The sequence below is a fragment of the Hymenobacter aerilatus genome (assembly GCF_022921095.1).
Taxonomy (GTDB): domain Bacteria; phylum Bacteroidota; class Bacteroidia; order Cytophagales; family Hymenobacteraceae; genus Hymenobacter; species Hymenobacter aerilatus.
The window spans coordinates 1,783,037-1,801,391 of record NZ_CP095053.1 but is presented as its reverse complement, the minus strand read 5'-3'; the positions used below and the strand labels follow the sequence as shown (position 1 = coordinate 1,801,391).

Annotated in this window: 17 protein-coding genes; 6 read left to right on the top strand and 11 right to left on the bottom strand. The window is 55.3% G+C overall.

The window, feature by feature from the left end; all coding sequences use genetic code 11:
- Nucleotides 1-96: 96 nt before the first annotated feature.
- The 3 genes from MUN82_RS07620 to MUN82_RS07610 all read right to left on the bottom strand — a co-directional run bounded on the left by MUN82_RS07620 (nt 97) and on the right by MUN82_RS07610 (nt 2,543).
- Nucleotides 97-798 (bottom strand): LytR/AlgR family response regulator transcription factor, encoded by a 702-nt coding sequence (locus MUN82_RS07620; RefSeq protein ID WP_245096359.1) that lies wholly within the window; start codon nt 796-798, stop codon nt 97-99.
- A gap of 60 nt (nt 799-858) precedes the next feature.
- Nucleotides 859-1,539 (bottom strand): helix-turn-helix domain-containing protein, encoded by a 681-nt coding sequence (locus tag MUN82_RS07615; RefSeq protein WP_245096357.1) that lies wholly within the window; start codon nt 1,537-1,539, stop codon nt 859-861.
- Between the two features lie 224 nt (nt 1,540-1,763).
- Nucleotides 1,764-2,543: a GAF domain-containing protein gene (locus MUN82_RS07610; RefSeq protein ID WP_245096356.1), complete on the bottom strand. Its 780-nt coding sequence runs from the start codon at nt 2,541-2,543 to the stop codon at nt 1,764-1,766.
- Nucleotides 2,544-2,974: 431 nt separating this feature from the next.
- Here MUN82_RS07610 and MUN82_RS07605 point away from each other — a divergent pair, with 431 nt between their 5' ends.
- Both MUN82_RS07605 and MUN82_RS07600 read left to right on the top strand, forming a co-directional pair.
- Nucleotides 2,975-3,853 carry an alpha/beta fold hydrolase gene (locus MUN82_RS07605; RefSeq protein WP_245096354.1) on the top strand — a complete coding sequence of 293 codons (879 nt, stop codon included), beginning with the start codon at nt 2,975-2,977 and terminating at the stop codon, nt 3,851-3,853.
- 706 nt (nt 3,854-4,559) lie between these two features.
- On the top strand, nt 4,560-5,015 hold the full coding sequence (locus tag MUN82_RS07600; protein ID WP_245096352.1) for a hypothetical protein: 456 nt from the start codon (nt 4,560-4,562) through the stop codon (nt 5,013-5,015).
- Between the two features lie 479 nt (nt 5,016-5,494).
- Here MUN82_RS07600 and MUN82_RS22535 read toward each other — a convergent pair whose 3' ends face one another.
- The 4 genes from MUN82_RS22535 to MUN82_RS07585 form a co-directional block, all read right to left on the bottom strand.
- A complete protein-coding gene (locus tag MUN82_RS22535; RefSeq protein WP_445991663.1) occupies nt 5,495-5,644 on the bottom strand; it encodes a methyltransferase family protein in 150 nt (49 codons plus the stop codon).
- On the bottom strand, nt 5,645-6,364 hold the full coding sequence (locus MUN82_RS07595) for a LytR/AlgR family response regulator transcription factor (RefSeq protein ID WP_245096351.1): 720 nt from the start codon (nt 6,362-6,364) through the stop codon (nt 5,645-5,647). It lies immediately after the preceding gene.
- A 37-nt stretch (nt 6,365-6,401) separates the two neighbouring features.
- The gene (locus tag MUN82_RS07590) at nt 6,402-7,424 is read right to left on the bottom strand and encodes a sensor histidine kinase (RefSeq protein ID WP_245096349.1); all 1,023 of its coding nucleotides are present in this window, start codon (nt 7,422-7,424) and stop codon (nt 6,402-6,404) included.
- A gap of 92 nt (nt 7,425-7,516) precedes the next feature.
- A complete protein-coding gene (locus tag MUN82_RS07585; RefSeq protein ID WP_245096347.1) occupies nt 7,517-7,804 on the bottom strand; it encodes a GIN domain-containing protein in 288 nt (95 codons plus the stop codon).
- Nucleotides 7,805-7,984: 180 nt separating this feature from the next.
- Here MUN82_RS07585 and MUN82_RS07580 point away from each other — a divergent pair, with 180 nt between their 5' ends.
- On the top strand, nt 7,985-10,393 hold the full coding sequence (locus MUN82_RS07580) for an outer membrane beta-barrel protein (RefSeq protein ID WP_245096345.1): 2,409 nt from the start codon (nt 7,985-7,987) through the stop codon (nt 10,391-10,393).
- 992 nt (nt 10,394-11,385) lie between these two features.
- On the opposite strand, the gene MUN82_RS07575 is transcribed toward MUN82_RS07580, so the two are convergent.
- Nucleotides 11,386-12,066, bottom strand: coding sequence for a helix-turn-helix domain-containing protein (locus MUN82_RS07575; RefSeq protein ID WP_245096344.1), 681 nt, complete (start codon nt 12,064-12,066; stop codon nt 11,386-11,388).
- Between the two features lie 318 nt (nt 12,067-12,384).
- Here MUN82_RS07575 and MUN82_RS07570 point away from each other — a divergent pair, with 318 nt between their 5' ends.
- From MUN82_RS07570 to MUN82_RS07560, 3 genes are all read left to right on the top strand, one after another.
- Nucleotides 12,385-14,538 (top strand): Ig-like domain-containing protein, encoded by a 2,154-nt coding sequence (locus tag MUN82_RS07570; protein WP_245096342.1) that lies wholly within the window; start codon nt 12,385-12,387, stop codon nt 14,536-14,538.
- A gap of 142 nt (nt 14,539-14,680) precedes the next feature.
- Complete coding sequence (locus tag MUN82_RS07565) at nt 14,681-15,109, top strand: hypothetical protein (RefSeq protein ID WP_245096340.1); 429 nt, start codon at nt 14,681-14,683, stop codon at nt 15,107-15,109.
- Between the two features lie 189 nt (nt 15,110-15,298).
- Nucleotides 15,299-15,856: a GNAT family N-acetyltransferase gene (locus tag MUN82_RS07560; protein ID WP_245096338.1), complete on the top strand. Its 558-nt coding sequence runs from the start codon at nt 15,299-15,301 to the stop codon at nt 15,854-15,856.
- A 656-nt stretch (nt 15,857-16,512) separates the two neighbouring features.
- On the opposite strand, the gene MUN82_RS07555 is transcribed toward MUN82_RS07560, so the two are convergent.
- From MUN82_RS07555 to MUN82_RS07545, 3 genes are all read right to left on the bottom strand, one after another.
- Entirely contained in the window at nt 16,513-17,004 is a 492-nt protein-coding gene (locus MUN82_RS07555) for an STN domain-containing protein (protein WP_245096337.1), read from the bottom strand.
- 141 nt (nt 17,005-17,145) lie between these two features.
- Nucleotides 17,146-17,613: a hypothetical protein gene (locus tag MUN82_RS07550; protein WP_245096335.1), complete on the bottom strand. Its 468-nt coding sequence runs from the start codon at nt 17,611-17,613 to the stop codon at nt 17,146-17,148.
- Between the two features lie 38 nt (nt 17,614-17,651).
- Nucleotides 17,652-18,191 (bottom strand): XAC2610-related protein, encoded by a 540-nt coding sequence (locus MUN82_RS07545; RefSeq protein ID WP_245096334.1) that lies wholly within the window; start codon nt 18,189-18,191, stop codon nt 17,652-17,654.
- Nucleotides 18,192-18,355: the final 164 nt, after the last annotated feature.

Sequence of the window (18,355 nt, the reverse complement as noted above, 5' to 3'; positions counted from 1 at the left end):
GCCGCTGAAAACCGAACTATTTGAAGCGGGCTATTCTGGGGTTGAGCAAGCGAAAAAGGCCCTTGAGTGAAACGTCTCTTGTATCCGGCGGCTAGCCTATTTACCCAGCCACTCTTTGAACTCGGTGGCGCGGTTACCGCTCACCAGCACCGGCTGTCTGGCTTTGGGCTTGAGTTCCACCTCCAGCCGCCCTACCGAGTGGTTGTGCACCACCTCAATGGCGGCTAGGCTGATGACATACTGCCGGTTCACCCGGAAAAATTGCGCGGGGTTGAGCAGCGGCACCAGCTTGTCGAGGCTGTAGTCAATCGTGAGCCGCTGGCCCTCGCGAGTAACGAGAAACGTAGCTCCCTCCTCAAAATAGAAGCAGGCTACGGCCGACGTGTCAATGCTACGCAGCTTGGCGCCCACGGCTACCATAAAGCGCTCTTTGTAAGCCGGCCCGGCTGTGGGGCTTATCAGGCGCAACAGGGCAGGCAAATCAGTTGGGGCGAAGTGCTGCTGAAGCCGCCCGTAGCGCTCCAAAGCCGAGACCAGCTCGTCGGCATCAATGGGCTTGAGTAGGTAGTCGATGCTGTTGAGCTTGAAGGCCTGTACCATATACTCGTCGTAGGCCGTGGTGAAGATGACGGCGGCACTCACCGGCACCTGCTCGAAGATGCGAAAGGCCAAATCATCTTCCAGATGAATATCAACGAACAGTAAATCCGGCATTGGATGCTCACGCAGCCAAGCAACTGCCTTCACCACTGAAGGCAGTTGCGCCAATACCTGAATGGAGGAGTCGTAGTCGCGCAATTAGCTTTCCAGACGCTTGGCCGTTCGCAGTCGCCGTAGCTTATGGACATTTAAGTGTCGTCATATCGTTCGCCAGGTAAGCCGTCGTACCAGCAAGGAGATGGTGGGCCGGCTAACCCCAAACTGCATCGCCAGCTGCTGGTAGCTTTGTCCCTGTGCGGCCAGGGCTCGAATCTGTCGTACGGAATCAGGCGTAAGTTTGCTGTTGGGGTTTCGCGCGCCACAGCGGTGAAACCGCTCCAGTACTACCCGATCCTGCTGCTCGCGTTGATCGACCCATTGCAGATTCTCCGCTCGTAGGTTGAGGTGATTGCCGTCTTTTGGAATCACATGCTGGAAGCGTTCCTCCGCTGGAGGCGGCAGAAAGTGCTGGGCCACTAGGCGGTTCAGGCCTACTTGCGTCACCCCGGCCGCACCGTAGAGACTAACGGAGGGGTAGCGCTGGGGGCCGGACGCTTGTAAGAGCCGCTGCCGGTCCGTGTGCCGATACGATAAGCTGACGACCTTCCCATAGGAAGAAAGCAGGTACTGGTCGGCAAAATCCTGGATGGGGAGCCAGCGCTCATCCGTCACGACGAGGCGCAAATCCTGCAAGGGAACCAGCGCACCATTGTCGAGTTCGGCCAGTGGCGGGCGGAGTTCGACAATGACGGCTTGCGTAGTGGTCGGATGGCAAGGTAGACTAGTATAGGTAACTGTGCGGCCAACGGCCGGTCGCGTGCCGTTCTGGGCAAGAAACATGAAAGCAGGTGCTCTGTAAGGAGCAAAAGAAGGAAGCAAGTGTTGGAAAACAGCTAGACCTACCACGCGGTAGCTAGCTGCTGATCGTATCCATACTCCGTTACTTCTCAGTATATAGTTGCGCCTGTGCCCCCAAAGGGCTCATCCATAAGGACTTTTAATATTCATTACGAGCATGCGTTGGCTTTCGCGTGTCGGTGTGGCGCAGCGTAGTTGCTATTTTCCTACGGCAATAAAGCCGCCTGTATTTGCGCTATTCGTTGTTGCATCTTGGCGATGGTCGCCTCCATGTGTAGATGTAGACTTTGCTCTTGGAAGCGGCGGGCACCTTCCGGCAACAGGCGTCGCTCTCGCAAGTGGGCGTCGGATTCCTCTAGTTGGTCAAACGTAGCGTAGAGGATATCGTACAGCGAAAGCCACTCGGGGGAGGGCATGGGCTGTCGTGCCTGTAAAGAGAGCCGCAGGGCCAACAAGTGACTGGCTAGCTGCGCCAACTGCTGTAAACACTGCCGCTCCCGCGGGCTGAAGGTGCGCACCCGGCTATCGAGGATACAGAGTGCCCCAATATTATGGCCCTCTGCGGTCCGCAGCGGATGGCCCGCATAAAAGCGCATGTTGCTGGCACAGGCGTAACGGAAGTTTTCGAGCGCGTGCGGTTCCTGCTGTAAATCTTCGGTTACGAGGGTCGTCTGCTGCAAGATAGTTAGGGCGCACACGCTCTGCTCGCGGGGCACCTGGCGTAGGGTCACCCCGTAACTGGCCTTGAAGAAGGTGTCATGCTCATCCACTAGTGTCAGCAAGGCCAAGGGGGCATCGAAGAGGCGAGAAACTAAATCGACTAACGTACTGAATAGCGCATCCGGTACCACTTTAAGGCTCTTGTATGGGCGCAGCGCAAGCAAACGTGCCTGCTCGTCCGCAGAGGAGAGGGGAGGAAGGGGAGGCAGCATGGGCGTAGCAACAGCGTAAGGCAAAGGCACCGATAGGTACGCAATTAGCAGCATATATAAAAGCGTGTCGAGTGGCTACTTGTACCATCGCACAGGAGGGCAACTTGTTAGAAGGCAGCACATAAAGCCTACCTGTCTGTTGGGCTACAATTGTGGGTCAGCCCTACTAGTGGTGATTGTTGCGGGCAGGGGCTACTTGCATAGAGGGTGGCGCCTACTGCCCCGTACAAGGAGTGGCTACATCTCTGATAATTAATTCAATTTCCCAATATGATCATTAATAGTATTTTAATAGGAATAGCGCTGTGAAATTTGTTGTTTTGTGTCGGATTTTCAGTTATATAGATAGTTAATTAGAATAATAATTATGAATATTTTTGTTTAGAAAAACAAATAATATGCTATTTGGTATTGCTATAATTAAATTAATATAAGGCTGAAAATGCCTCTACTTTCTACGTTCACGACGCCACCCAGTAACCCGGATGATGCTGATTCCTGCTTCTACTACCCTACCCTCCAACGCCTCCACTTCTCTACAGCGGGCTGCCATTCTCGCGCGCAATAATGTGCATGTGGTGGGCACTGGGAAACGGACGCTGCTCTTATGTAATGGTTTTGGCTGCAGCCAACAGATTTGGCGCTACTTAGTGACACCTCTAGCCACGCAGTATACCGTTGTGCTATTTGACCACGTTGGCGGCGGTGCGTCTGACTTGCACGCCTATGACCCCCAGAAGTACGGCTCCTTGGCCGGGTATGCGCACGACGTAGTCGAGATCTGTCAAGCGCTAGCGTTAACGCAGGTGACATTAATTGGGCACTCCGTCGGCGCTACTATTGCCATGCTGGCTGCCATCCAAGCGCCGGCCTATTTCACAGACGTCATACTGCTCGCCCCCTCGCCCTGCTACTTAAACGAACCGGGCTACCACGGGGGCTTCGAACGAGAAGACATTGAACAGCTTCTGGGGCTTATGCAAGCCGACTATGATAGCTGGGCCAACCTATTTGCCAACCTGCTGATGGGGCCGGCCAACAACGCGTCGCTGGGCGAGCAATTGGCAGGCTATTTCTGCCAGACGGATTCCGTGATTGCACAGCAGTTTGCGCGCGTCGTGTTTCTCTCCGATAATCGGGCCGACGTACCCCACCTGCAACACCGCACGCTGTTGGTGCAGTGTCAGCACGACGTAGCAGCTCCGGAAGAAGTGGGAGCGTACTTGCTCGAGCAGTTGCCTAACGCTACGTTGGTGCAGCTGCAAGCCACGGGTCACTGTCCGCACTTGAGCGCGCCCCTAGAAACGCTGGCAACTATTGAGCACTTTCTCACGCACGAAGCTGCCTATTTAGATACTGTATAGAGAAGAGGAAAACAGGTGTCTTCAGCAAAATTGCGAATTAACGTGTTATAGTGATGCTTATTCACACTTTAGTAGATACAGTAGATGGCAGCGTAAGCTCACCAAAAGACCTTGGTTCTACCCAGGCCCGGGTTTGACCTTCCGAGGGCAGAAGTGGTACGCTCTCTTCTAGCGTAATCGTAAAAAAGGACGTTAAGCAAACACTATTCTCGTCCCACACTATATTCTGCTCGAAAGAGAAGAGCTGCCTTCTGGGCATAGCCCACGAAGAACTTGGTACAGCTGTGTAGAGAGCCCCTCACACGAGGGGCTTTCTCCTGTGGGTGTTGTTAAGTAAATAGGAGAAAACATCCTACTCGGCTGCGTAGCTACCTGCTTTTTTAATGGGTAATATAACGCGTGAATTATCAAAAAGTGTCTTTTCTTTTTGAAACACGTGCTTAGTTACGGCTTGTTAAGGTGCTGTAATTGATTTATTTGCTGGCAATGCAGGAGTGCACTATAGCTATCTAGCTAACAAGCCTAACGCGAGAGCTTCGGCGCGAAAGAGCTGGTAACTAGTGACGCACTAGGGGTAGAGCAGCTGTAGGCTGGACGCTGCCTGTAAGCGCAATGTGGTACCCCATCTGCTAGAAGAAGGTCCTCCTGCCCGGGCAATTTTGACAAGGGAAAAGGGTAACTTCGCCCTTCCCATTAGGGCCCGCCTATGCAACTGCTTCCCGAAATCGACGCTTTTACTACAACCTTACAGAAACAAGGGCTGCATGCCGCCCTGAATTACCTCAACAGTCGAACGCCCCACCGGTACACCGGCATCTTCCGTTTCGACGGCGACACGCTCCGCAATGAGGTGCTGTTCGACCGTAATCAGCCAGCCATACAACGTGGCGATGATGTGCCACTGGCCGTTACCTATTGCTCCTTGGTCGGCCGTGCACAAGCACCCGTGCAGATTCTGGATGCCGCCACGGACCCGCTGGCGCAGCCGATAACGACCCCCGTCGTATCCTACTGCGGTGTGCTTATCCGAGACGCGCAGGGTCAACCCTACGGTACGCTTTGCCACTACGACATGCACCGCTGCCAGGAGCGGACGACTGACTTACCTCTTTTGGAAGCGGCCGCAAATCAGTTATTTGAGTGCTTACATGAGCGCAAGTAGCGTACGGAGCTCAGAAGATAGCAGAAAGCCCCTTGCCTTGTGTGAGGGGCTTTTTTAAGCTACAATGTAGACACGCTGCCTTTCGCAACACAGCTGTGCCCGTTCTCGTTACTCTGTATAAACAGCACTAAGCCATGCGATTATGAGGACATTCCTTTCGCTAGTACGGCAAGCGGTTTGCCTCATACTAGTAGGCACAACGAGCTACGCACTTGTCGCTTGCGACCCTGATGCAGCTAGTTCACCCGAACCAGCGCTAGCCCGCAATACAAGCAGTAGGCAGCAGCCACGCGACACGATTCGCCTGCCCGTGCCTCCAGCGTCCCCATCAGCGCCGCCACGTGATACGGTTCGCACACCAGTACCACCACCTCCACCGCCCCCACCACGTGATACCACACGTACGCCGTAAAGGGCAACGCCACGAAACCTTAGCCCCGGCATATGTCAGGGCTTATGGCGTGTAAGAAGCGTAGCCGTTATCTGTATAGGCGCAGTAAGGAGAGGGCTGCTAGGGTGTCTAAGAGTGGTCGGACCTTCTCCGGTTTTGTGCGCTTGAACCGAGCGGCTACTTGCTCTGGCGTTAACGGTTGCCCTGCTTGTTGAATGACATCGCGTAGGGCGGGCATTTACTTTTCTCGGATCAATCGGTATAATTGCTCACGGTAGGTCTCGCTGACGGGTACTTGCTTGTCCTCAATGTACAGCGTATTACCATCGATCAGCCGAATCTTGTCGAGCGAGACGATATAGGACTTATGTACCCGCAGAAAGGGCGGATGCGGCAACGTGTCCGTCAGCTCCTTGAGCGTCTGATACGTAATCAGCCGCTGCCCCGGTAGATACAACGAGACGTAATTGCTGAGTCCTTCGATATAGAGAATATCGGCGTAGTTGACGCGCACATACTTGTGTTTGGTGTCACCCTTGATAAATAAGTACGCAGGGGGAGTAGATGACACCGGCGCAGGTAGCCCGGACGCAGCCGGCGCGGCAGGAAACAAGGCCAACGCTTTCTGCGCCGCCTTCAGAAAGCGCTCAAAGGCAATGGGCTTGAGCAGGTAGTCTACCACGTCGTTCTCGTAGCCTTCCAGCGCGTATTCCGGGTATGCTGTCGTGAGTACTACCTTACACCTATGGCCACTGAGCTTGAGAAACTGCAGCCCTGTCAGCTTGGGCATCTGAATGTCCAGAAACACCACGTCCGCGCCGCCTTGCTGCACGAGGGTCAGCGCTTCAAGCGGGTTGGTGGTGGTGCCCACGAGTGTCAAAAAGGGTACTTGGCTGATGTAATCGGCTAAAATGGCGAGGGCGGGTGCTTCGTCATCCACAACCAGGCAGCGAATCATAGGCGGAGGGCAACAACGGCTTTTGAAAGGAACGTGCTTAACAAGCGACGCGCAGCAAGGTATCAAACTGGCCGTTGTCAGCCGCAATGTGCAAGTGGTGACGGCCAGGGTAGCGCAAAGCCAGACGGCGCCGCAGGTTGGGCAACCCAATACCGCTGGTGGTATCTTTCTGCTGGTCGCTGATGCGGTTTTCAACCTGAAAAACCACTTCTTGTGCGCCCACGTGGAGTTGCATACGCACCGGGTGCGTGGGGTCGTCCAGTACGCCGTGCTTCAACGCATTTTCCACAAAGGGAATCAGCACCAGGGGGGCAATCTGGCGGCCCGTAGGCTCCCCCGTGATGGAGAACTCCACAAACAGCTGGTCGGGAAAACGCAGACGGTAGAGGGCTAAGTAATGCTGCACGTACTCAATTTCCTTGGTTAATGCGACCTGGTCAGTAGCTGTTTCGTGGAGCATGTAACGCATCAGCTCGGCCAGCTTAAGCAGGGCTGCTGCTAAGGGCTTGGACGCGGGGTAGGCCATGCCGTAGAGCAGGTTGAGCGTGTTGAAGAGAAAGTGCGGGTTGATCTGCGTCTTGAGAAACGCCGTTTCGGCGGCGCGCTTCTCCTCTCGGAGCAGCTGGTTTTCGTGTTCTTGCAGGAGGGTTCTCTCAGTAGCCCATAAGGCACCACTTAAGGTTAGGTTCGGCAGCGAATAAAAGATATTCTCATACACGTAGTGCCCCAGGGTGGTGTCTGGGCTGTAATTGTGGAACCCTAGCACTGCCGGAAATAGCAGTTCTTCTACCCCAGCCCGCAGCAGGATAAACAACAGCGCGGCCCCAGCTAAGCCACCTATCAAGTAGGACAGCCGGCGTGCGCGCAACCAGCGCGGATAAACCACTAGGTAGCAAAAGTAAAAGACGGTCGTTCCAACCAGCGTAAATGAGACGGTCAGCCACAAGCCCTGATGGAGCCCTTCCCCTTGCCAGGGCGTAGCTAACAGAAAGTCAAGTAGGCAGTATACCAGCACGGCCACCCAGGCCGCAACATGCCAACGAACGGGAAACTTTTTCACAAGCTAAGAAAGAGAAGAGACTGAATATGGTTACTCCCGGTGTACCCGTCCACCACTACTCCTAGGCGTGGCATGTGCTTCTGGTTACTGTGTCACGCATCTGCGGTCCGGTCGCGGATGCGCAACTCGTCGTGGTCGACCATGGTTTCCAGGCGGGCCATGTCTGCGGCAGCAGCCTCAACGGTGACTTGCTGAGGACTTCCCTGGTGCACGAGCACCGTCACGGGCGTCGCTACGGCTACGTAGGTAAACGCAGCGACGTCTCGGGTTTCGGAGGGCGGAGCGATGAGGACGGGCAGGACTGTGGGAAGCAGGTGGAGCAGCAGTAGAAAGATGGAAGTCATCGGGGGAGAGAAGCCTATAGAATAATGACTCGTCAAACCTATCCTTCTTTGCTAGTAGACGCTACTTTTTTATTTCATTACCCGCAATTTTGATGTGAAGACCGGAAAAAGGCTAGGGTGAAGGTTGACACTGCATTCTGGGGTAGTGGAATAATTTTCTTGGGTAGGGGAGGACAGCAGCGCACTTTCGCCTCGTCCTCTAACCATTTCTCCCTGATGAAAATTTGTACGCTCCTTGCGACCTTCGGCTTACTGCTACTCAGCGAACGAATCCACGCCCAGCAATCAGCTTCCGTAACGGGTAGCGTACGCGATGCAACAGGTAGGCCGCTGGCCCTTGCCACGGCGGTGTTGCTACACCTACCTGATTCGGCGGTGGTAGCCGCGCAACCCACGAACGAGCAAGGAGACTACAGCTTTACGCGGGTGGCCGCCGGGCGCTACTGCTTGAAAGCCCTATTGTTAAGCTATCGACCCGCCCGTAGTGCGAGCTTTGTGGTCGGCAGTGGGCCGGTAATCGTACCTCCACTCACGCTCACGCCCCTTTCTACCACGTTGCAAGGTGTGACCGTGCAGGGGCGCCTACCCGCACTAGAGCAGCTCGCCGACCGTACCGTGCTGCATGTAGACCGCCTGAATACGGCTGGCGACAACGCGCTGGAAGTGCTGCGCAAAGCCCCCGGCATCCAGCTCTACAAAGACGAAAACATCGTCTACCGCGGTAGCACGGGTGTGCTGATACTCCTCGACGGCAAGCAAACCTATATGAGCGGGGAGGCGCTGAAGGCCTACCTCAAGTCCCTCCCAGCTTCGGCTATCAGTCAGCTCGAGTTGCTGCCCAACCCGCCGGCTTCGCTCGACGCGGCCGGGACAGCCGGCGTGCTCAATATTCGCCTCAAACGCACTCAGCGGCCCGGGCTGAGCGGCACGGCAACCGTGGCGGGCGGCTACGGTCGCTACGAAAAGGCGTCGGGCAGTACCAACCTGCACTATAACGTGGGGAAGGTGCGGCTGTTTGCTCGTCTGAGTACGGGGCGATCCAACTCCTTCAATCGACTGGTACAGGTGCGCCACATTCGCGACACGGTATACCGGCAGGTAAACTATTGGCACCCGTTGGGGCACTCCGTCAATTACGCGGTAGGCGCCGAGGTGGCACTCACACCCCGTCAAACGCTGGGTGGGCAGGTGCGCGGCAGCCGTTACACTGAAACGGCCCCAACCACCAGCGAAACCATCATCACCGGCGCGGCCGGCCAGCCGGTCGGGCGCTTGCAGATGGACAACCCACAGGCCTCTCGTTCCGACAACGCGGGCCTCAACCTGAACTACCGCTTTGCGCTCGACACGCTGGGTCGAGAGTTGAGCGCCGACGTGGACTACGTGCGTTACACGTCCTCCGCCGACCAAACCTTTACCAATCTGGCTTTCACGCCCTTGAGCGACGTGGCCCGCGACGCCGGACGGCTGCGCAGTGCCGAATCGTCGGCGGTGACTGTGCGGGCGGCGAAGGTCGACTACCTGCACCCCGTCGCTGGCACCACATGGCGGGCTGAAACGGGCGCCAAAGTCAGCTGGGTAACCACGCGCAGCGCCTTGGCCTTCGACACGTTTGCGGGCGACATCTGGCAGCCCGATCCGTTGCGCACCAATGAGTTCGAGTACAACGAGACCATCACAGCGGCCTACCTGAGCCTAAGCACCACGCTGGGGAAGCTACGGCTGAAAGGCGGCCTGCGCGGGGAACACACGCACTCTGTGGGCGCATCCCCTATAACCGGGCAGCGCGTGCGGCGTGACTACGCGCAGCTGTTTCCCAGCCTGTTTGCGATTTACAAATTCAGTGAGCACGATCAGGTAGGGGTATCCGGCAGCCGGCGCATCACGCGCCCGAACTACCAGAGCCTGAATCCATTTCTCAGTTACACAGACGCCTACACCGCTCACCAAGGCAATCCGTACCTGGCGCCTTCGCTGGCTATGTCCGCAGTGCTGACTTACACCCACCGCAATTTCCAGGTGCTAGGCCTGAGTTACCTGCGCGCAACCAACGGCATCAACGATGTCGTCTACCAGAACGACGAGACGAAAGTCTCGACCTCCATCGAGCAAAACCTGGCCCAGGCCACGACACTCATTCTCTCCTGCGGTGGCCACTCGGATGTGACCAAGTGGTGGGGCGTGGACAACCAGCTGGCGGGCTCTTACGCGCAAACCCATACGCAGATGGAGGGCCAGCCCGTGCGACTGGCTCAATTCGGTTGGTCAGCCAGTTCCGATCACACTTTCACGCTGCCCCGCCACTTTCTGCTTACCGTTGGCGGCAACTACCGTTCTCCAACGGTGCAAGGGCTATACTACGTCCGCGCCAACGGCTCGCTCAACCTGGGCCTGAAAAAGCAGCTCTGGCAGGAAAGGGCGACACTGAGCCTGCGCCTCACGGATTTGTTTTATACCGATCAGTGGCGCAGCTACCTACGCTACAACAATGTCAACATGACCTGGAACAACCAATACGAAAGCCGCAAGGTGTTGGTGAGTTTCACTTGGAAAATTGGCAACGGCAAGGTCATGAGCCGCCGTACAGCCGGTAGCCAGGAGGAAGAGAATCGGGTTTCTAACTAAGGATAAGAGAGTACAGAGACTGGCTGTTTTTTGGCTAGGTCAGATCATCTGTGGGCTTCAGTACTTCATTGTACGTGCTGTTTGTTTCTGCAGCAGTAGTACGACAGCGGGGAAAGTGCTGCTTTTAACCGGCTTAGCGCTTGGGTTTTCGGGCTGTCGATTGGTGCTTGAGTAGGGCTTGGCGTACAGCGGTCGCGGTGGGCAAGTCGTTGAGGTACGGGCGGGTGGTCGTGTCGGGTTGGTACTGCGGCCGGCCGGCCGATGGGGTACGTGGGAAACAATCACAATGGTATCGACTATAAAAAGTAACAAGCCCCGGCATAGGTCGGGGCTTTTTTGTTACAGTTACCACGCTAATAAAATATAACTTTTACAGCAAAACAGTGCCTATGTTGCGTAGTCGAGGGGCTTTTTGGGGCATTTCGAATACTCAAAACACGCTGGAATAGCTTTAAACGAAGCTACTAGAAAAACCTGTTGCGTAGCCAGTGCATAACAAAAGCAAGAACACGAAAAAGCTAGGATACGTCTTGGTATCTTTGCCTTAACGTACGGTAAGCACCTCGCCAACACGGTTGCCTATAAACGGCGAAGCCCCCAGGCTGGGGGGCCGAGGGGCTTCAGGAAGTAGGTGCTTGGAACACCTAACTTCTATCGGAAATGGAAAAGGGTCGTACGAGCTCGGATGAACTGTACTTCAAGTGCGAATTCCGGGTAACTAGTATCTTCCTTGTGAAGGTACTAGGAGCAATCGGCGGGGCGAGTGGCGCAGTCTACTTAGCCGCGCAGTTGCTCAAGTAAGAGGTGGCAGGTGGCCCGTGTGGCTGCCTGCCATTTTTTTGTTGTTGTAAGCTATAGTCCTACCACAAAGGTAGGGTAACTAACGCAATTATGCAGCAAAACGTTTGGTCCCTTTGTTAGGATCGATGGGAGGCGCACTGTAGCGCAAGGAATGTGAATGCAACATTGAGCTTACACCAGCATTAAACCGTCTATATAGTCCGCCAGGTAAGCCGTCGCACGAGCAGCGAAACCGTAGGCCGGCTGACGCCAAACCGGGTGGCTAGCTGCTGGTAGCTCTGTCCCTGTGCGGCCAGGGCTCGAATCTGTCGTACGGAATGAGGCGTAAGTTTGCTGTTGGGGTTTCGCGCGCCACAGCGGTGAAACCGCTCCAGTACTACCCGATCCTGCTGCTCGCGTTGATCGACCCATTGCAGATTCTCCGCTCGTAGGTTGAGGTGATTGCCGTCTTTTGGAATCACATGCTGGAAGCGTTCCTCCGCTGGAGGCGGCAGAAAGTGCTGGGCCACTAGGCGGTTCAGGCCTACTTGCGTCACCCCGGCCGCACCGTAGAGACTAACGGAGGGGTAGCGCTGGGGGCCGGACGCTTGTAAGAGCCGCTGCCGGTCCGTGTGCCGATACGATAAGCTGACGACCTTCCCATAGGAAGAAAGCAGGTACTGGTCGGCAAAATCCTGGATGGGGAGCCAGCGCTCATCCGTCACGACGAGGCGCAAATCCTGCAAGGGAACCAGCGCACCATTGTCGAGTTCGGCCAGTGGCGGGCGGAGTTCGACAATGACGGCTTGCGTAGTGGTCGGATGGCAAGGTAGACTGGTATAGGTAATGATGCGGCCAACGGCCGGTCGCGTGCCGTTCTGGGCAAGAAACATGGAAAGAGGTGGCTTTGGGTAGAGCAAAAGAAGCGAAAAGGCCAGTCATCCTGTGCACCCTACCGGACGACACGATGACTATGCTACTAAAGGGACCACAAGAATAGGACCCTTGTTGAGCGGGGGCTCACGTAACAACTTCGTAGCACACGACTACTGCATAGGATTTTAGGGAATGAGTATAAGATTAGTAAGATATACTAGTGACTTTCTAATGAAATCGGCCCTGTTGCCTCTTTTCTGCAGAATAGGACACGGGGGCATGTATTTTCGACCGCTTATCAAAAGCAGCCATCCTATCACTCTTCCTTTCATTTCATGCAAAAACAGTCCTTTCCTATCTCGCTACCCACTGGTAGAAACCGCCTGATCGGCTCATTGCTAAGAAAGCTAACGGCCATACTGTGTGTAGTCTCCTTTCAGCTGCCCCTACAAGCACAAGTACTTATTAATGAAAGCTTCAAGAATTCTACCACTACCACCTTTACGCTCCGTAACGATGCCGTACTAACTGCTAACAACGGGGGGGGCACAACGGATACGGAGGGTAATGGGTACCTGCGCTTGACCTCTAATGGTACCAACCAACGCGGCGCAGTGATCAGTAATGCCGCGTTTCCAGCTGCGCAAGGATTTAATATTTCCTTTGAGTTTTTCGCGTACACAGCGAGTACGTCTGGCGCTGATGGCTTTAGTGTCTTTCTAATTGATGGTGCGACACCGCTTGCGAACTTCACACCCGGTGCATTCGGCAGTTCGCTGGGCTATGCGCCAGCTACGACGGGAACCACCACCACACCTGGTGCCACAAACGGCTACCTGGGTATCGGCCTGGATGAGTTTGGTGGCTTCAACACCAACTTCGAGGGCCGCACGGGTGGGGGGGCAACGTACGTCCGCAATACGGTCGCCATTCGAGGAAACGCAGCCGGCGGGTATGCCCTGCTCACCCCTGTACTAACCACAAGTAATGCAGGCGGCACAATTGGTGTGAGCACCACACGTGCCCAGTCCACTAGTACCAACTACCGCCGAGCTACTATCAGTGTCACACCCACCGGAGGAACGTATCGGATCATTGTGCGCATCCAGAACGGGACGGGTCTGACGACGGCCATTAACTCTTTCCTGCTGCCAACGGCACCACCGGCAACGCTGCGGCTGGGGTTAGCGGCTTCTACAGGAAGCTCAACCAACACGCATGAAGTGCGCAACCTCTACGTAGTCGTGCCTCCGACCGCGCAAGACGATAATGTGGTCACCCCTAATAACACGCCGATTACGATCAGTATTTTAGACAATGACAATGCGGCAAATAGTACGTTCGATTATAGCACAATTGATTTGGACCCCAGCACGATTGCCATTGAGCAGACGCGAACGGTAACAGGGGGTACTTTTCGGGTAAATGCTAATGGTACTGTCACGTTTACCCCAAGTGGGACGGGAAGCGTTGGCGCCGTTTCTATTCCCTACCTGGTTAGTACCAATGCAGTTGGCACGGGCACGACGGCCGTACCGGCAACTCCTACGAACCCAGCGACCATCACCGTGCAAGTTGGGGGACAAGGAACCGATATTGCCACGAGTGTAACGGCCCCCCGTACCGTAACGCCTAGCAGTACCATTACGTACACCGTAACGACCACCAATATTGGCACCGCCGCTGCCAGCACGGTTCGCCCCACGCTTACATTGAGTCAAGGACTATCCCCCGTGAACTTACCGGCCGCCTACTCCTATGCCAATGGCGTGGTCACGTTCCCAGAAACGAGTTCGTTAGCAGCCGGAACGGGCAGCGTGAGCTACACCGTGAGCTTTACGGCTCCTAGTACCATCTCGACAGTAACAGGCACCGCTCGGGCTACTACTTCCTCAACGGATGTAAACGCGAACAACAACAATGGTACAGCAGCGAACAGCGTAGCGCTGACCGATGTGAGCCGGCCTTTGCCCGTAGAATTGGTGCATTTTAAAGCAGTGGCTGCAGTAGACAACGTGCAGTTGACCTGGCGTACGGCATCCGAACGGAACAACGCCTATTTCCAGGTGGAAAGCAGTCTGAATGGGCATACCTTTTCCCCAGTGGGACGCGTGCGTGGGCACGGCACCAGCAGTAGGCCGCATGACTATGCGTTCACGGATGCCTCGGCTGCCCAGTACGGGAGCGCCGTAGTCTACTACCGGCTGAGGCAAGTGGACGGTGATGGCACGGAAACATTCTCCTCCGTGCGGGCCGTCCAGTTGCAGGACGGATTACTACCCGCTCGCTTACAGCTGGTGCCTAATCCGGCTCACGCGCAGGTCCAGGTGCTGGAGGCGTCAACTTCCACGCCCATTGAGTTACTTGATCTTACGGGGCGGATCGTACGCGTGCACACGGCCTCTACCCCGTTGCCGTTAACGGGCATCTCCGCCGGCGTGTACGTCGTGCGCCAAGGGGCTCGCACTGCCCGCTTGGTAGTGCAGTAGAGATAACAATAGCTACACTAGCGATAGAAAGCCCCTTATGTGAGGGGCTTTCGGGCTAATTTGCATTTCACCTTGTTTTATATTGGATTCACTATAAACACGTTAGCTTAAATTGCTTACCCATTATATATGCTCTACAGCTATGCCTATAAAATCCCTCCTCATACTCGTCTGCTTGTTGCTAACCCTGAGTGGTAGCAGCCTAGCCCAGGCCACTACTGCCACGTCGCAGAGCGCGTCGATAGTAGACCAGCAAGCACTGCCAATCCCCATTGCCGATAGTACGCAGCAGGCCGTGCACAAAATTTTCAAGTGGGGGCGCCGGCTCAGTTGGGCGGCGGCCGTTAGTGGGGGATTGGTGACCTATAGCGGTATTTCCTATACAGCCCGTGGTGATGGGGGCTGGCGTACTGGTATCGACATGGTGACGGGTGGCTATGCTGCGTTCATCGGGGTGCAGGGCATTGTGCGCTTCAACCGTCGGCACGAACGGCAGGTACTTGCCGCATTAGCACAGGGACAGCCAGTGCCGCCTTACGTAGCGCAGTGGCTGCTGTACAGGAAACGTTAACCAGGTTTTCTAATGCTGTGTAACCAGAAAGCCTCTTATAAGAGGGGCTTCTATACATGGTACGGTGTTAGGTAGCATGTAGCTGCTAGTTCTCTTACGGCCAAAAAGGCCGTGTAAAAAGTGAGTGTAGTACGATAATTTTGCTCTAGTACACCCTTTTAATCGGCTACGTTAGCCAAGTCTTCTGCAATGCTGACTTTCAATTTTACGCCCTTCCCCGCCTTGAGTACCGAGCGCTTGACGCTGCGCCAACTTGCCAGTACCGATGCCCCGGCTCTATTTTCCCTGCGCTCCAACCCGCAGGTGATGCAATATATTCCTCGGCCCCTAGCGGCGTCGGTAGCCGAATGTGCCGCCTTCATTGAGGCAGGAAACGACGCAATAAGCCGGAATGAGCTACTGCAGTGGGGTATGGCCTTGCCTGCGTCTGCCGAAATCATCGGTACCATTGGGTATTACCGCCTGCAACCAGAGCATCACCGCGCCGAGATAGGCTACATGCTGCATCCAACCAACCAGGGGCAGGGCCTTATGCAGGAAGCCCTGGCAGCCGTGCTGCATTTTGGGTTTGAGACATTACACCTGCATTCGGTGGAGGGCATCACTGACCCGCAGAATGTGGCCTCGGCGCGTACGTTGACGCGTGCGGGATTTGTGCAGGAGGGACTGTTCCGCCAAAACGAAATGTGGGAGGGGAACTTCCTGGACACTGCATACTATAGTTTACTCTGTCCCACCAGTCGATGAACAGTAGACAAGGGAAACGTAGCAAAAGCGAATAGGTACCGCGCGTAACAAAGTTTCTATGAAGGTCCCACAGCTGCCGGTGGTGCTAGACCGCTTTCATGCAATCTGAACAAAGCATATCTGGTTACCGCGGCAGTGCGGATCAATCCGCCTTCTTTGGCTTAATGGACCAAGCCGTCATACCCGTCAGAATCAAGACGCCCAGCCAAGACAAACCAATGAGCAGGGACTCCGATACGACAATCATGTATAGCATCAACAAGCCATGCACACAGCAAAGGGCAAGAAGCGTGGAGTCACTTTTCATCGCTGTAGGGGGGTGTGCATAAGGAACAAGGAATAGCAAATCAGCAGTTGCTACTACGCAATTCCTATGTGAAGTGGCGCGGAAAGAACATTCAAAAAACGGCCTGGAAAAACAGTGTGGTCGGAGCTGTTTAATTAGAAGCTAGAAGTATTCAGAATAGAAGCTTTTTATCAGGTAGTGAATAGTATGTCTTTCTCTACGCATAACTGGCTTTCACTTAAGGGAAGCGTATTATAAATGCACTAATAAAGAGTAGATAATGATGCATTCTCGTTGAATAAAAGAAAGCCCCTTTATGAGGGGCTTTCTGGTTTGCGGGCGACTAGCTAGGATGAGTTTCGTTGCTACGCTATTTCACATGAGCTAGCAGCTGTTCCGCCTGGGAAAAGGTGCGCTGATAGCTGGCTTTCTCCGCCGCACTGACAAAGCCCTGTTGTTTGGCCAGGGTCACCACCGAGGTGCTGACCGCGCCTAATTCGGTATACAGAGTATTAGCTTGGTGCTGGGGTAGTTTCTGCGCCTTTACGGCCTGTCCCAATTGCGCTTGCAGGGAAGCGGCTTTTCTGCCAATGACTTGCTGGTCGGCTTGACTCACACTGAGCTTGCCCTGGCTGCTGTGTGCTTCTAGGCCGGTACCTTTCACGAGTTGCACCAAGGCGTCAGCCGTGGTTAAGCGACCCGTTACGGCTGGGCTACGGAAGGACTGCACCAACTGCTGCTCGTATTGCACGGGGCAGCTCGTCTGGCGGGAAAGGTCGGTCAGCGCTTGCGCTAGGGGAGCCGCAGCAATGCGGACTACAGTAGGCGTCGTCTGGCAGACTGTCTGAGCAGTACTTGTCACAGTCGATGCGGTACATAAGCCAAGGATTAGCAGGAATATAAGCGGTTTTCTTTTCATGGTAGTACGCTTCGTGAGCGGTAATAAGGAGGTGGCTAAAAGAAGAAACGCAAGCGGATACAATGGGTGGCTTGACCTGGTTGGCTACTGGGCTTGCAGGGTCGTACGAGTGCGCGTGATGACGCCTGCCAGCGTGTCAACCTGGGTCAGCACGAGCCGATGAGCGGTGAGCGATTCGATGCGCCCCTGCAGGCGCGTTTCAGCTCCCTCCGACGGCGGCCCGTACACGATAGTGGCCCGGAAGTACGCCGTACCAGGCGTGAACTCCCAGCGGCCCGAACGGCTGGCCGGGTCCTGCGCGTTGCAAGGCGTCGCACCCTCCAGCAGGGTGTAAACACCTTGAGGATGGAGCTGGTACAAGTTGTCTTTCCAACACGGCTCGGACGCTTGAAACAGATTGGTGACGGGGGCTTGCCCCACCTGCTCGGTCAGGCTGATTACGCGCCACGTACGGGTAAGCAGCTCCTCTGAAGTAGTTGTAGATGGCACGGAATGGCAACTCAGCAGCGCTCCACTGAGCAGTACAATAGGCAGAAAACGAAGGCGAGACATTCTATCCAATAAACAAACGTTATAAAACATCAACGTGCTTAGCGTGGCTGCGCCATCACCTTGTCCGTCTTCGTGTGCACGAGTTGCAAGGCGCCGGTGGGTCGCAGGGCGTAGGTGCGCGTTTCGTGCTCACAACAGGAAAAGCGGGCGGCCGTGACAATGTGCTGCGTAGCGGCGTCAAACGTTATCTGGTAGCCGGCCAGCGCGCTACTCATGGCCGCATTGAAGACGAAACGCTGCGTGCTAGTATCATACAGCCAGTAAGAATACGTCTGGTTGACTAGGCCGCGGTTGCGCGTCAGCATCAAATCAAGCTGTCCGTCAAAATTTACGTCCCGCGCCACCACTTCGTGCGTTGGGTCTTGCGCCGCGGGTCCCGACAGGGTGATGGCTTGAACGGGACGTTTACCCCGGGCCGGCTTCACCCACAGCGTGCGCGTGGGAGCCGTAGGCGCCCCCGTAAGCACGCTCAGCGTGTACTGAAACCGGGGGTCGGGTAGGGGGAGTGGTTGGGCATGCGGGGGAGCGCCAACTGCAGTAGGCAGGGTCAGGAAGCTGACCCAGAAGAGGGGAAACATACAAAAAAAGGGAAGTGCACACCGGAATTGATGAGCAGCAACAAGCTCGACAAATAATGTGCTAAAAACCCTATTTTATCCGCTGATAATGCTATGATAATAGCAGCGCATTGAGTACCAAAGAATTGCTTTTTTGCTGCTTTTTAGGCCGGAAATAGAAGCTT

Excerpts from the sequence above, each read along its gene's own strand:
- MUN82_RS07545 (WP_245096334.1), bottom strand. The coding sequence starts at position 18,191 with ATGTTTCCCCTCTTCTGGGTCAGCTTCCTGACCCTGCCTACTGCAGTT.
- MUN82_RS07595 (WP_245096351.1), bottom strand. The coding sequence starts at position 6,364 with ATGATTCGCTGCCTGGTTGTGGATGACGAAGCACCCGCCCTCGCCATT.
- MUN82_RS07560 (WP_245096338.1), top strand. The coding sequence starts at position 15,299 with ATGCTGACTTTCAATTTTACGCCCTTCCCCGCCTTGAGTACCGAGCGC.
- MUN82_RS07610 (WP_245096356.1), bottom strand. The coding sequence starts at position 2,543 with ATGCTGCTAATTGCGTACCTATCGGTGCCTTTGCCTTACGCTGTTGCT.
- MUN82_RS07600 (WP_245096352.1), top strand. The coding sequence starts at position 4,560 with ATGCAACTGCTTCCCGAAATCGACGCTTTTACTACAACCTTACAGAAA.
- MUN82_RS07570 (WP_245096342.1), top strand. The coding sequence starts at position 12,385 with ATGCAAAAACAGTCCTTTCCTATCTCGCTACCCACTGGTAGAAACCGC.
- MUN82_RS07605 (WP_245096354.1), top strand. The coding sequence starts at position 2,975 with ATGATGCTGATTCCTGCTTCTACTACCCTACCCTCCAACGCCTCCACT.
- MUN82_RS07550 (WP_245096335.1), bottom strand. The coding sequence starts at position 17,613 with ATGTCTCGCCTTCGTTTTCTGCCTATTGTACTGCTCAGTGGAGCGCTG.
- MUN82_RS07615 (WP_245096357.1), bottom strand. The coding sequence starts at position 1,539 with ATGTTTCTTGCCCAGAACGGCACGCGACCGGCCGTTGGCCGCACAGTT.
- MUN82_RS07580 (WP_245096345.1), top strand. The coding sequence starts at position 7,985 with ATGAAAATTTGTACGCTCCTTGCGACCTTCGGCTTACTGCTACTCAGC.
- MUN82_RS07565 (WP_245096340.1), top strand. The coding sequence starts at position 14,681 with ATGCCTATAAAATCCCTCCTCATACTCGTCTGCTTGTTGCTAACCCTG.
- MUN82_RS07575 (WP_245096344.1), bottom strand. The coding sequence starts at position 12,066 with ATGTTTCTTGCCCAGAACGGCACGCGACCGGCCGTTGGCCGCATCATT.
- MUN82_RS22535 (WP_445991663.1), bottom strand. The coding sequence starts at position 5,644 with ATGCCCGCCCTACGCGATGTCATTCAACAAGCAGGGCAACCGTTAACG.